This window comes from Roseobacter fucihabitans, from assembly GCF_014337925.2.
In the GTDB taxonomy this organism is placed as follows: Bacteria; Pseudomonadota; Alphaproteobacteria; order Rhodobacterales; family Rhodobacteraceae; genus Roseobacter; species Roseobacter fucihabitans.
In genome coordinates this window covers 30,797-44,310 of the sequence record NZ_CP143424.1, presented here as the reverse complement: position 1 = coordinate 44,310, position 13,514 = coordinate 30,797, and the positions used below count along the sequence as shown (strand labels likewise).

General features: G+C 59.8%; 13 protein-coding genes and 1 pseudogene. 9 read left to right on the top strand and 5 right to left on the bottom strand.

All coding sequences use genetic code 11. The features are described 5' to 3' along the window. Positions 1-201 precede the first annotated feature (201 nt). A pseudogene (locus ROLI_RS22255) lies at positions 202-871 on the top strand (transposase); the annotation flags it as partial. Positions 872-903: 32 nt separating this feature from the next. Here the strand turns inward: ROLI_RS22255 and ROLI_RS22250 are convergent. Next, positions 904-2,033, bottom strand: a protein-coding gene (locus tag ROLI_RS22250; protein ID WP_338469156.1) for an IS3 family transposase whose coding sequence is annotated in 2 segments (ribosomal slippage) — positions 904-1,787 and positions 1,787-2,033 — 1,131 coding nt in all. Because the reading frame shifts where the segments join, the coding sequence is not laid out codon by codon here. Between the two features lie 372 nt (positions 2,034-2,405). Next, the gene (gene mobQ / locus ROLI_RS22245) at positions 2,406-3,554 is read right to left on the bottom strand and encodes a MobQ family relaxase (RefSeq protein WP_338469278.1); all 1,149 of its coding nucleotides are present in this window, start codon (positions 3,552-3,554) and stop codon (positions 2,406-2,408) included. A 927-nt stretch (positions 3,555-4,481) separates the two neighbouring features. On the opposite strand from mobQ, the gene ROLI_RS22240 reads away from it, so the two are divergent. The 8 genes from ROLI_RS22240 (at position 4,482) to ROLI_RS24030 (ending at position 9,029) form a co-directional block, all read left to right on the top strand. Then, positions 4,482-4,775 carry a mobilization protein gene (locus ROLI_RS22240; RefSeq protein WP_187431406.1) on the top strand — a complete coding sequence of 98 codons (294 nt, stop codon included), beginning with the start codon at positions 4,482-4,484 and terminating at the stop codon, positions 4,773-4,775. Beyond that, entirely contained in the window at positions 4,775-6,478 is a 1,704-nt protein-coding gene (locus tag ROLI_RS22235; RefSeq protein WP_405049038.1) for a type IV secretory system conjugative DNA transfer family protein, read from the top strand. The genes ROLI_RS22240 and ROLI_RS22235 overlap by 1 nt, the downstream gene beginning before the upstream one ends. An 18-nt stretch (positions 6,479-6,496) precedes the next feature. Further along, positions 6,497-7,039 carry a hypothetical protein gene (locus tag ROLI_RS22230; protein ID WP_187431405.1) on the top strand — a complete coding sequence of 181 codons (543 nt, stop codon included), beginning with the start codon at positions 6,497-6,499 and terminating at the stop codon, positions 7,037-7,039. Between the two features lie 87 nt (positions 7,040-7,126). Beyond that, the gene (locus ROLI_RS22225) at positions 7,127-7,486 is read left to right on the top strand and encodes a Tn3 family transposase (RefSeq protein ID WP_187431404.1); all 360 of its coding nucleotides are present in this window, start codon (positions 7,127-7,129) and stop codon (positions 7,484-7,486) included. A gap of 9 nt (positions 7,487-7,495) precedes the next feature. After that, positions 7,496-7,618, top strand: a complete 123-nt coding sequence (locus ROLI_RS24040) for a hypothetical protein (protein WP_405049036.1) — start codon at positions 7,496-7,498, stop codon at positions 7,616-7,618. A gap of 112 nt (positions 7,619-7,730) precedes the next feature. Further along, positions 7,731-8,291: a recombinase family protein gene (locus ROLI_RS22220; protein WP_187431403.1), complete on the top strand. Its 561-nt coding sequence runs from the start codon at positions 7,731-7,733 to the stop codon at positions 8,289-8,291. After that, on the top strand, positions 8,200-8,793 hold the full coding sequence (locus tag ROLI_RS24035; RefSeq protein ID WP_405049035.1) for a transposase: 594 nt from the start codon (positions 8,200-8,202) through the stop codon (positions 8,791-8,793). The genes ROLI_RS22220 and ROLI_RS24035 overlap by 92 nt, the downstream gene beginning before the upstream one ends. Beyond that, positions 8,676-9,029, top strand: a complete 354-nt coding sequence (locus tag ROLI_RS24030; RefSeq protein ID WP_338469273.1) for a transposase — start codon at positions 8,676-8,678, stop codon at positions 9,027-9,029. The genes ROLI_RS24035 and ROLI_RS24030 overlap by 118 nt, the downstream gene beginning before the upstream one ends. A gap of 292 nt (positions 9,030-9,321) precedes the next feature. Here the strand turns inward: ROLI_RS24030 and ROLI_RS22210 are convergent, their stop codons facing one another. The 3 genes from ROLI_RS22210 to ROLI_RS22200 form a co-directional block, all read right to left on the bottom strand. Continuing rightward, positions 9,322-10,245, bottom strand: coding sequence for a hypothetical protein (locus ROLI_RS22210; protein WP_262386614.1), 924 nt, complete (start codon positions 10,243-10,245; stop codon positions 9,322-9,324). 148 nt (positions 10,246-10,393) lie between these two features. Then, positions 10,394-11,713, bottom strand: coding sequence for an HlyD family type I secretion periplasmic adaptor subunit (locus tag ROLI_RS22205; RefSeq protein WP_187431402.1), 1,320 nt, complete (start codon positions 11,711-11,713; stop codon positions 10,394-10,396). A 42-nt stretch (positions 11,714-11,755) separates the two neighbouring features. Beyond that, entirely contained in the window at positions 11,756-13,501 is a 1,746-nt protein-coding gene (locus ROLI_RS22200) for a type I secretion system permease/ATPase (protein WP_262386613.1), read from the bottom strand. Between the last annotated feature and the right edge of the window lie 13 nt (positions 13,502-13,514).

Genomic DNA, 13,514 nt, shown 5'->3' with positions numbered 1-13,514 from the left:
ATGGGCATGGCCAAGCCGTCGATCTCTTTCTCACTGTGAATGGAGCGAGGGTTCTGCCTGGCTCTCATCCTGAGCTTTACGCGACTCTGATCTTCGAGGCTGCAAAGCACTTCCCTGGTATTGGTCACTAGGTAATCCCCCCCCAAATTAGTGGTGTTCAAAAGTAGAATTTTCTCGGCAAGATATCTGAGGAGATTTACGATGAAGAATGGACGATTTAGCGACGCACAGATCATGGCTGTCTTGAAACAGGCGGAGGGCGGAACGCCAGTCTCTGAACTATGCCGCGAGCATGGCATGAGCAGCGCCAGTTTTTACAAATGGCGGGCCAGGTTTGGCGGTATGCATTGCACGGCAGGGTATCGCGTAGCGATGTCCCGAGAGTGGATGCGTCTTTGATCGCAGAGATGAAGGACATGGCCGAACAGAACCGACGGCTTAAGAAGATGTATGCTGAGATGAGCATGCAGAACGAGCTGCTTAAGGAAGCCCTTGGAAAAAAGTGCTGAGGCCATCTCAAAGGCGAGAGATGGCCATGAATGCGGTTGCACGGCATGGGGTCAGTGTCGCGCTGGCCTGCCGCACGTTCCAGATTAGCGAGACCTGTTATCGCTACAGCCCAGTGCTGAGCGACGAGAACGAGGAAATCGCCGATTGGCTGGAACGGCTAACCGAGAACAAGCGCACATGGGGTTTTGGTTTGTGTTTTTTATATCTGCGCAACGTGCAGGGATACGGCTGGAACCACAAACGTGTCTACCGGATCTACTGCGAACTGGAGCTGAACCTGCGGATCAAGCCCAAGAAGCGCCTCAAGCGGGACAAACCTGAACCGTTGGCCGTGCCTGAAGTCCCAAACGACACATGGTCTTGTCGCGGTTGCGTTCCGGTCTCTCAACTCATTTAGGCAGCCTTTCGTTCGAAGGCCAAGGGGCTTTTGCCACCTAATGACGAGTGCCGCCGTCGTGGATTGTAGAACCCATTGATATACTGGAAAATCGCCCCTTCGGCTTTACGCCTGGTTTCCCAGCGGTTGCGCCAAATCAGCTCTGCCTTGAGTGATTTGAAGAACGTTTCAACCATGGAATTGTCGTAGCAGTTTCCCTTACCGCTCATCGAAACTTGGAAGCCGTGTTTAGACAGCCGTTTCTGATAGTCGCCTGAACAATATTGCGACCCGCGATCCGTATGATGCATGCAGCCCTTCGGCGGTTGCCGCAGTGCCACAGCCATATCCAATGCTCGGATCGCCAGATCCCGCTTCATACGATTGCTAACCGCCCAACCGATGACACGACGGGAATACAAATCAAGGATCACTGCCAGATACAACCAGCCCTCACTGGTCCAGATGTAGGAAATGTCATCGGCCCACTTTTGGTTTGGACCATCTGCAAAGAAGTCCTGGCCCAGCAAGTTAGGGGCGATGTTAAACGCATGATTGCTGTCGGTCGTAACCTTGTATTTCTGGGTCCTGATGATTTTGATGCTATTCTCCCGCATTAAGCGGCCCACGCGCCGGTGCCCAACTTGCAGACCCAGTTCTTGCAGTTCTTCGGTCATGCGAGGCCCGCCATAGCTTTGCAGGCTTAAGCGGTGCTGTTCGCGGATATGCGCCAGGATCACCATATCGTCGCGCTGTCGCTGGCTCATCGGGCGGCTTCGCCACGCGCGAAATCCTCGCGACGTAACCTGCATGACGCGGCAAAGAAATTCGACAGGCCATTCTTCTTTCCAGGCGTCGATAAAGGCGAACCTCACCGACTTTGGCCTGCAAAGAAGATTGCCGCTTTTTTTAACACTTCCCTCTCCTCGCGAAGCAACCGAACTTCCTTGCGAAGGCGTTCGTTCTCTTTCTCGACATCCTCGTGAGGACCCGACATCAGGTTGTCATGCTGATGCTTTTGAACCCACTTGTTCAACGTCGAAAGCCCAACTCCTAAATCCGCTGCCGCTTGCGGTCGTGTCAGCCCACTGGTCGTTGCGATGCGTACTGCATCAAGACGAAACTCGTCTGTGTATCTCGGTGCCATTCTCTATCTCCTTCATAGCAAACATTGCTCGAAAGAGACCGGAACTAAAACGTGGCAAGACCAAGTTGACGTCAAACATGCTGAGCTTAGAGGACATGCATCTGACAAGAACAAATGAGGGCGCAAACCTGTATCGGTTCTACAGGATGCAGAAGGCGGAACGTGGCTAAGGTCGGGCGAACAGTCGAGACTTGCGCCTTTCCGAGCAGTTACCTCAAGTATCTTTCCAGCCTCCTCTATGTTGGTCTTTCGGTTCCCGTCAAAGACTGAGGCCCCGGTCCCGTTCCACCTTTCTGTCGATTTCGCGTTCGTTCTTGATCTCCCGCGCCTTCTGCGTTTCGTTCTCGACCTCCAACTGCGTGCGGGGTTTATTCAGCACAAGATCCAGCCGCTCGCGGATCGAGGCTTTTCGACCTCTTTGGAAGTGTCCAACCCATCACTTCCACGATCCAGCGTCTCGCGCAGCCGGTCGCGGCCCCTACCGAGGCCATCTTGCTCCACATCCGCCTGCTCCTGCGCGCGCCCGGTGATCTGCGCCAGCCGCTCCCGGACGTCCTCCGGGTTGCGTTCCGCACTGCGGTCCTTGTTAGCTACCGCCCTGAGGGCCACCAACCCTGCTGACACCCGCCCCTGCCCTGCGTCCCGCGCGATATCATAAGCCCCGCGCGCCATCTCCAAGCGCTCGCGCATTTCAACAAACAGCTCCCGCGCCTGGCGGGCGGCATGCACGACGGCGCCGCGCTCCGTCAACGGCTGATACGCCCGCCCCTCGCGTTCTGCGGCGCGTTTCTCCCGCCGCTCCATGGCATTCGCCGCCGGTCCCAGCTTCAGCTCTGGGGCACGATCCAACCCCTGCGCCGTCAAGTCATCCCCCCGGCTCACCGCATCGCTGCGCTGCACCTCAAGCGAGCGATGATCAACGCGCTCTGTCTCATCCTCGCCGAGCCCGCGCTCCCGCCCTGCCCGCTCCAACGCGCGGTTCTGCAACTGGGCCCAGACACCGCGCATCTGCTCGATTTCGACGCCGCCCGTCCTTGCGGAATCCAGCACCCGCGTCTTGGCTGTGAAGCCCTCGGCTTCCAGCTTGCGCGTAGAGGTCAGAACATGGGCATGGTGATTGCGCTGATCGCCTTCGCGGTTCGGCGCATGGATGGCCACATCGACGGCGATTCCATAGCGGCTGACCAGCTCCTCTGCGAACCCTCGCGTGATCTGCGACCGGTCCTCGGCGCTGATCTCGGACGGCAGGGCCAGCTCCCATTCGCGGGCAGTGACGGAGTTGCGGCGGGTCTCGCTGGCCTCGGCTTCGTTCCAGAGTGAGGCCCTGTCCTCCGCCCAGGCCGGGGCATTCTCGGGGGTGACGATGAAGGTCTCCTCGATGCCCTGCTTGCGGGTGTAGTCATGGACACGGCCCTCCCGCTGGCATTCGATGCGCTCGCCCGCACGGTAGGCTCCCGCCGCCGTTGCGGTGCGTCCGGCGCTGCGTTTGATCGTCTTCACAGAGAGGTGGTAGCTGGCCATCAGCCCACCCCGCGCCAGTTGTGCGACGCAGCAGCAGGCGGATAAATGTTCCCGCATAAGTAGTACGTGACAAGGTTAGGAAGATCGACGCATGATGGGAATTGATCCCCGTTTTTTCTTCTCCTGAAGCGGCGAGGGTCTTTCCTCCCTGTTGGGCGCAAGCCGGGGGCTTCGCAGCGTAAAGCTGCGGAGCCGTCGAGCAGAGGCGCGCCGGTCTTTTTGCGCGTGATCCACATGCAAAATGACAGCCCGTGCGAAGGGGTGAGCGAGCGTCTTAGAGACCGTCCGGGGGACGGTCTCGCTTGCGAACGCGGCACCTCCGAGACATGGGCTTGCAGATGTGCTGGTGCGCTGTCCCGCCCCCATGAGGCTGGGGATAGCGCATCGGCACCTCTGCGGTTTGCGCCCCGCAAACCTGCCTGCTGTCAGGAACGGTATCGCTCCCCCAGACAGCTGGCTCCCGACACGGCGTCGCCCGCGTCAGACCAGCCCCCGGCGGGGGGCACCGGTCGAGACGCGGGCACCCGTTGCCGGGAGGCAATCCAACGGGCGACGTTGGCCCTGGTGAGTGCGAGAGGCCGGGAGGGCCTTTCGTTCCGACGCATCTTGCGACGGACGGGGGTGGCCATCGGCTGGGGGTTTCCCCCGAGGAGATCGCACGCAAAGCTCGGAACCGCAGGTGGAGAGTTTGCATAAGTGCGCCCTTCCCTGTTTCTCAGCTCAGGGTTGGCGCGGGATGCTCCCCGGTCAAGCACAAGCCTCTGACTCTACACCCTTTCTGCGGGACTTCGCCTATAGGTAGTACCCTGGTTTGCCGGGTTCCGCCGATGGATTCCGCGATTGGGATCTGCGCTTGTGCCCGGGTCTGATCGGCGCAGAAGGGACGCTCTCACCCCTGAACACCCCCCCTATCGCGAGGCATTTCAAATGGCACAGACAGAGCTGGAACGCGCGGAGAAACAATTTGCCCAGGCCAAGGCGCGGCTGCAGGGCATCCGCAACCGGGAAGCCACCAAACAGCGCAAGATGGACACAAGGCGCAAGGTGATCCTGGGCGGCGCGCTGCTGGATCTGGCAGAACGCGATGACGCCGCTGCCGCCATGGTGGACCGACTGCTGCGCAACTTGCCGCGCGATCAGGACAAAAAGGCTTTCGAGGGATGGCAGGGGCCTGGAATACCCCCTGCCCCGGCGGCGGATAAAGCGGAGGGCCTCCTGTGATCCGGGCCCTCACCCTGGCCTTCTGGGGCTCGCTGCGGATCGCTTCCTATCTTGTGGTGACCCCCGTCCTGATCATCACCCTGCTGATCGCCTTGGTGCTGGGGGGTTTGCTGGGCGGGCTGGTGGGGCTCGTGCTAATCCAGATCCTGTTTGAGCCGCACGCGGGGCAGACCTTCGGCGATCTTCTGGTGATGATCCCCTGTATCTGCGTCGGGGCCCTGTTCAGCGTCGCGATCTGGATGGATCAGACCGGCATTCTGTCCTATGTGACAAGCCGGAAGCGCGACACCCATGGCTCGGCCCGGTTTGCGGGCAAGCGCGAGCTGCAGGCGCTGGAACAGGCGACGGGACTTTTAATCGGGCGCAACCCCAAGACGGGACGGCTGCTGTCCTACGATGGCCCGGCGCATCTGATCACCCTGGCCCCGACACGGGCGGGCAAAGGCGTCGGCACCGTGATCCCGAACCTGCTGGCAGTGGAGCGCTCGGTTCTGGTGGTTGATCCCAAGGGCGAGAATGCGCGGATCGCGGGGGCCGCGCGGGAACGGTTTGGCACCGTGCACATCCTTGATCCCTTTGGGGTCAGCAACACCGGCCAGCCCTGCGCCGCCTACAACCCGCTGGACCGGCTCACCCCCGATAGCCTCGATCTCGGCGAGGATGCGGCCTCGCTGGCGGATGCGCTGGTGATGGATCCGCCCGGCCAGGTCTCCGAGGCGCATTGGAACGAGGAGGCGAAGGCCCTCCTCGGGGGGCTGATCCTGTTCTGCGTCTGCCACGAGGAGCCGGAGCGCCGGTCCCTCGCCACCATCCGGGAATATCTCACCCTGCCCCCGGAGCGGTTGCGCGCCCTGCTGGAGCTGATGCAGGACAGCGACGCGGCGGGCGGGTTGATCGCCCGCGCGGCCAACCGCTTCCTGGGCAAAGCAGATCGCGAAGCGGCCTCCGTCCTGTCGAACGCGCAGCGCCACACCCATTTTCTGGACAGCCCGCGCATTGTGCAGGCCATGTCCCGATCAGATTTCCACTTCGCCGATCTGCGCCACCAGATCACCTCGGTGTTCCTGGTCCTGCCGCCCAACCGGATGGACGCCTACAGCCGCTGGCTGCGCCTGCTGGTCTCCCAGGCCCTCCAGGACATCGCACGAGACGCAGAGGCGGCCACACAGGCCCCTGTTTCCTCCCCGGCCCTCTCCGGGGCTCCTGCGGCCCCTCTGAGCGCCACAGGCCGCATGCAGGCTCCCACGTTGTTCCTGCTGGATGAGTTTGCGGCCCTGGGGCGTCTGGAGGCGGTGGAACGCGCCATGGGGCTGATGGCGGGGTACGGGCTGCAGCTTTGGCCGATCCTGCAGGATATGAGCCAGCTCAAGGATTTGTATGGCGACCGCGCAAATACCTTCATCGCCAATGCAGGGGTACAGCAGGTCTTTGGGGTGAATGACTTCGAGACGGCCAAGTGGCTGAGCCAGATGATGGGCCAGGGCACCATCGACTACCGGACCGAGAGCCGCAGAGCGGGCGATCTGCCGACAAGCGCCACCCAGATCACCGGGCGCGATCTGCTGACGCCCGATGAGATCATGCAGATGCCGCCGGAGCTCCAGCTCCTGCGGGTTCAGGGCCAGCCCGCCGCCATTGCCGCAAAGCTGTGCTATTACGCCGATCCTGAATTTACGGGGCTGTTTGTCCCGCAACACCAATGATCCGAAGGATGACCCGCCATGACTGATCAACCCGGCCTCCCTGCCCTCTCCGACGATGAGCTGCGCGAAACGCTGGATCTGCTCAGCACCGTCATTGCCAGCGTCTCGGATCGCGTGGACAGCCAGACCGTCGCAATGGATCGGTTGATCAAAACCGCAACCGAAGCGCGTCAGGCTGCTTTTGCCGCGCGCGCCCAGACAGATCCCAAGCAATATGGCGAGCTGATTGCCACCAAGATCACCCAGGAGCTGCGCACGCCGCTCAACGCCCTGGATCGGTATACCAACGATCTGCGGCTTCAGACGGAAAAGACCGAACAGGTTCTCAAGCAAATGAAGGACGACAGAAGCGCACTCTACGCCCATCTTCGCAGCAAAGAGATAAAAGCAGACCGCCTGAAACACCACCTGCCCTGGTATGGGCTTGGCGCTCTCGTCCTTGCCCTCGCGCTGAGCGTGATGCTGCCGCGTTTCTATGCCAGCACCGCCACAACTTGCACCGCTATCGGAGCAGAGTGGACCACGACAACAAACGGGGCGAGCGTCTGTGTGTTTTACTGAGAGTGAGAGGGGTTGAGGGCTGTTTATCTGCGGTAATGGCAAGCCCCTGCCGAGAAGCCCTGTGTTATATATGTGTTAATACCTAGATTGGCGACTGCCCTGAGGCAGCGCACCGCAGAACCAGAGGCAATCCTGCGCCGCTTTATCCGCGGCCAAAGCCATCCGGTGTTTGCCGCACTGCTGGAACTTGGCAAAGCAACCAAGACGATCTTCCTGTGCAAATACCTCAGCGATAAGAATTTGCGGCGTGAGATAAATTCCGGCCTCAACGTGATTGAACGTTGGAGCGGGGTGAACAACTTCATCTTCTATGGCAACGGCAATGAGTTGGTGTCCAACCGGCGGGACGACCAGGAGATCTCGGTTCTATCGCTGCATTTACTGCAAGCGAGCATGGTTTATGTGAATACACTGATGATCCAGGATGTTCTGCGGGATCGAACATAGCGGGAGAAAATGACGACCCGCGATATGGCGGCACTGAACCCGCTGCCACACAGCCATATCAACCCATACGGTGTCTTTGACCTCGATATGACCACGCGCCTGCCCCTGAACGATATACTGGTGGCGGCATGACCTGTTCCAAAACTCATAATAAACGGAACGATATTTTGTGCGAGCAAAAACAGTACTTTACAGAATCCGTAACTATGTTCCGTATAATCACGCCAAAAACAGGGGCAAATCCATGCTAATCGGCCACGCGCGTGTTTCCACGACAGGACAGAACCTGGAAAGCCAGATCGAACACCTCCAGGCTGAAGGCTGTGACAAGATATTCCAGGAAAAACTGACCGGCTTTAATCGCCGCCGGCCTCAGTTGGAAAAAATGCTGGGCATTCTTCAACCAGGCGACACGCTCATCGTCACCAGCCTCGACCGGTTGGCCAGATCCACCCACGATGTATTCGTAATCACCCAAAAAGTTGAAACGATAAAAGCTGCCTTCCGATCACTCCGCGAGCCATGGGCAGATACCACAAGTTCTATGGGAAAGTTCTTACTCACTGTTTTTGCGGGGCTTTCCGAGCTAGAGCGCAATCTAATAAATGAACGGACCGATGAAGGTAGAACCTCGGCAAAAAGACGCGGTGTGAAGTTCGGCCGAAAATTCAAACTCACAACACATCAGCAGGATCAGGTCAGAACCATGCTGCATGAAGGCCAATCAATCCGCGCCATCGCCCGGCATTTTAACGTCGGCGTGGCAACAATCGACAGGATCAAGCGATCAACCCAACTCAGTTGAGCAAATCTTGCCGTTTTTACCCCCCTTCGTGCGCACAGGGCCGATTAGCGAAGATGCGCTCGCTTTGTGGTCGGTAGCGCGCAGGACAACGCCGGGCGGGCAGCCGTACTATTCAGATCTGGCGATTGAGACCTGCCTGACCCTGGGCATGGTTTTCCGGCAGCCGCGGCGCCAGACCCAAGGCATGATGCGTTCGATTGCTAAGCTGCTTGGCGTTGAAATTGCCGCGCCCAGTTTCTCTACTTTGTCGCGCCGGGGTAACGGCCTGACATTGCGCGTTCCGTCGCAGGCCAACAACCAAGCGGGGATCCGGTTGGTTGTAGACAGCACCGGATTGAAGATGTTTGGCGCGGGCGCCCTCTCGGCAGCATGCTATGCATGCGCCTGCCGGGTAAGAAATGGCTTGAAGCAAAGTACAAAACTAAGCGCAAACGGCGCTCCTGGCGCAAGCTGCACCTCGGCCTCGATCTGGCGAGCGGCGAGATCATTTGCGCCGATTTGACCACCGATGGCGTCGGTGATTCCACCGCGCTGCCGGGTCTTTTAGCTCAAATTGATGGCCCGGTCGCCGTATTTCTCGCAGACGGTGCTTACGATGGCGACCTAACCTGCGATCTCCTCGTCGAGCGCTTTGGTGCAGAGATCGACGTCACGATCCCGCCTCCCAAAAACGCGGTCCTCAGCCCGGACAGCGCCCGGAATCCGACGGTCCGCGATCAGCCATATCATCGAGATTGAGGTGCACGGACGCATAGCCTGGCAGACGTCATCGGGCTACAATCAGCTCAGCCGCGGTGAAACTCTTCCTCTCATGCATGCTCCGCATACACTGCCGGGCAATGCATGGGTCGTTGGAAAGCAGTCATCCGGCCGAAGCTAAAGGCGCGCAGCTTCGATAACCAGAAGACCGAAGCCAAGATTGGCGCCCACGTCCTAAATCGCATGACCAAACTTGGTCGCCCGCATCGCTTGAAATCCGCCTCGGGTAGGGCGCGTTCCGAGCCGAAATTGATCCGCGCAACACGGTCGCTCAATGGTAGCTAAGCGCTTTAAGATCGACATCCACCATCTGCGCCAGTCGGGAATTGCTGTGCACGAAGGTATTGTCGATCCGGGCACGTAGAGCGTCACGTTTACGCTGTTCGCTACGTTTGTGCCAACGGCGCGGGATTATCCGGTTGAGGCGTCGTGTTAACGCAAAGCGTATACGAAAAGCCCATGAAATCGGTCCACCCAAGGGATTTCTACGCACCAGCCCATTGCTCCGACGGTAAAGGTCAACAGTTAGGCCCCCCCAGCCCGCATTCGATTTACGGGAGGTGTCGGGATATTGTACCGGAAGATCAAGGAAGCCAAAGAAGCGCTGCATAAACGCGTCCGGATCGCTCTTCATCAGCTCCAGCGGCAGGGCCAGAACGTTATCCGCCCCGAAAATATCACGGTACATCTGCAACAAACGATCATATTCGAAGAAGGACAGACGGCACAAAGGTGCCCAACCTGCCGGTTCATTCCCGGTGCCGATGAACTCCTCGAAACTGTGCTGCCCGCCATTGCGGACATGTTCACCGTAAAGCGAATAGATGATTGAGGATTGTTCGCGAAACATCATGAAAACCTTGGCCTCGGGAAAGGTTCGCGCCAATCGATGCGCCACATCCGGTGCGTAATATTTGCCGTGATGGGGGCGTGAGGACAGGGCCTCATGGCTGATCACGGCGACATCGTTGCCTGCCGTGTCATCGCTTCGCACCTCATCAAACCGCGCCCGCGCGGCCTTGGGGTCGAAACACAGCGGGTCAATAGCCACAAATTCCGTCACAGCCTGATGCGACATCGGCCCCCAAGGCGCGGAAATCCCATAATCGGGGCGGTTAAAAACTTCCTTTTGCAACCATGTGCTGCCACATTTGTGCAGCCCAACGTGAAGCAGAGTTTGCGGTTGCGCGTTCATAAGTTTATTCCGTTATATCTCTCTGATTTTATGCGTTTTTTATCCCTATTTGAATCTCATTAAAGCACCCTTAAGATGAGTCGAATTTTACGGAATTCAGGCATAAAGATACAAAAGGCTTACTGCGCTGGTCTGAAAACCGCGGGTCTTATTGACGAAAGGCGCGCCGCATCTGGGCGGTGACGGGGGAGATCAGATAGCCCAGCACCGTGCGATCCGAGGTCGCGAGATACGCCTCTACGGGCATGCCGGGCTTGATCCGCAACCCACCCAGCCGGGCGATTTCCTCTGTCGGGACCGCCAGGTTGATCAGGTAATAACTCTGCCCGCTCTGGGGGTCCTCAATGGCGTTGGGTGAAATCCGCGCGACCGACCCGATCAGCTTGGGCGTCTCATTGACATCAAAAGCAGCAATCAGCGTTTCGGCCTCTTGCCCGATATGCACCTGGTCGATGTCTTGCGGCTGCACGCGCAGCTCGAAATCCAGCGCCTGGCCTTGCGGGATGATCTCGGTGATCACCTGCCCCGGTTCGATCACGCCCCCCACCGTCGAAATTTGCAATTCATGCACGATCCCGGCGGCGGGCGCGCGGATGTTGATCCGGTCCAGTTGCGCGGCGCGCGTGACGATATCAAGGATCAATTCATCCACCTGGCTGGTGATGGTGCGCAGATCAGTCACAACGGATTCCTGAAACGCGCGCTCACTTTGCAGGGTCTGGATTTCGGCCTCCCGGCGCGCATTGCTGAGCTGCGCGATATCAGAAGCCAACCCCGCACGACGCCCCTCAAGATCAGCGCGGGTGCGATTGAGATCATTGAGCTGGCTCTGGCGCGCCAGATTGCGCTCCACCAAGGTCTGCATGCTATCGAGATCCTTGGTAATGAAACCGATCTGTGCGGCAATGGCCTCCATCTGGGACGTCAGCCCCGCGATCTGGTTTTCAAACTGCAAAAACGCTTCGGCCAATTGCTCCCGCCCGCCGGTCTGCACGGCGGCGCGGGCGGCAAAGATCGCGCGTTGACCCGCCTCATTGGTCCCCATATCCGGTATCTCGAAGGGCAGGTCGGGATAGGTAAAAACCAACTCGCCCAACCCCTGTTGCTCGGCGCGCAAACGCGCCTGCTGGGTCAGCGCATCGGCCAAGCGTTGGCGGGTGACATCCAGGTTCATGCGCACCAGCGTCGGGTCCAGCCGGATCAACACATCCCCCGCCTCTACGCCATCGCCATTCTGCACCAGAATATCTGCTACGATCCCGCCATCCAGATGTTGCACCTGTTTGGCACTGCCGCGCACGACGGCCTGGCCTTGCGCGATCACCGCGCCGCTGATCACGGTTGTGCCGGCCCAGAGGCCAAAACCCCCGAACAGGCCCACCAACCCGATCAGACCCACCAGAAAGACAGGGCGCATCGACAGGCGCAGTGTCAAATCATCCGGGGCGGCAAGTGTCTGAGTGCTCATCACGTCATTCCTGTTCTTGGGATCGGGCCTGCATCCGCCCACTTAGGCGGAGGCGGCCTGCCTCGGGGGCGGTTGGGGCGGCACAGGGGCCAGAACCTTGCCCAGCACTTCTTCTTTGGGGCCGCATTGCACCTGCTGACCATCCTTGAGCACCAGCACCTTATTGACGGCGGCAATCGCGGAGGGGCGATGCGCCATCACAACCACCGTGGTGCCGGCTTCGCGCAGGCTCACAATCGCTTGCGTCAGGGCTTCATCCCCGGCGGTATCAAGGTTGGCGTTGGGTTCATCCAGAACCACCAGCGCGGGCTTACTAAAGACCGCGCGGGCCAGACCAACGCGCTGTACCTGCCCGCCGGAGAGTTGCACCGATCCTGCGGACCCGCCCACCCGGGTTTTATATCCCTCCGGCAGAGCCAGGATCATGTCATGCACCCCGGCCATTTGTGCGGCCGCCATGACATCCGCGTCACTGGCATCCTCTTGAAAGCGCGCAATATTGTCGCGGATCGTCCCGGGCAACAGGAAAAGCGATTGCGGCATATAGCCGATATGGGGGCCCAATTTGGCAGGATCCCATTGATCCCGCGTGGCCCCGCCCATGCGCAATTCGCCCATATCTGGCTCCCAAACCCCCACCAAGAGCTTGGCCAGGGTCGATTTCCCGCTTGCCGAATTGCCGATGACGCCCAGACCATCGCCCGGCTCCAGCGCGAAAGTCACCTGGTGCACCAACTTCTTTTGATCGGGCCCGGAGGCGCCGGGGGCAAATTTGGTTACCCCGCTCAGGGTGATTTGCCCGGTGGGGGCGGGCAGGTCGATCGGGGTGGTGGGCTCCGGCAGGGCGGCGAAAAATACCCCCAGCCGTTTGTGCGCGGCCCATGTCTTGGTGACGCCGCGCATCTGGCTCACGACCTGATCCACCGGCGCAAGCGCGCGCCCGGACAAGAGCGAGGCCGCGATGATCGTGCCGGCGGTAATTTCACCGCGCAGCACCAGAAAAGCCCCCAGCGTCAGGATGGTGGATTGCAACAACATCCGGAACGCCTTGGAAAAAGCGGTCAGCGCCTCATTAGGATCACTGGTGCGTTGCCCGACGGCGAGTGCGTCATCATGCAGCCCGCGCCAGCGCGTTGTAATCGCCGAGTTCATGCCCATGGCGACCACCGCTTCGGCACCGCGCTTGCCGCCTTCGGCAAAATCCTGGGCGGCACTGTCATGTTGTAATGCCTTTTGCGCCAGGCCTTGCGTCATCGCCTGATTGAGCAGGGTCAGCGCGATCACCACCGCCGATCCCGCAATGGTCAGAAACCCGAGCCAGGGGTGGATAATAAAGAGCACCGCCAGAAACAGCGGCACAAAGGGCAGATCAAAGAGCCCTGCCATGGGGCTGGCCCCGACGAAACCGCGCAAGGCTTCCAGATCGCGCAAAGGTTGGGCGGAGGCGTCCTTGCCCGCAGCCCCCGGCACGCCCGAGCGCAGCCAGGAACGGTAGACCTGATCCGCCAGCGCCTGATCCAGGTGGACGGACGCGCGCGCCAGAATGCGCACCCGCAGAAAATCATAAAGCCCAAGGAAAGCATAGAGGACCACAACGATGGTGAACAATCCCACCAGCGTCGGGACCGACCCGCTGGAGAGCACCCGGTCATAGACCTGCATCATGTAGATGGATCCGGTGAGCATCAGCACATTGACGATGGCCGAAAACCCCGCAACCCCCCAGAAGGCGGGCTTCAACCGGGCCAGGCTGTCGCGGTAAGGATCGCTCTTGGAAGAAAAGATCATAGGGCGGTCAGTC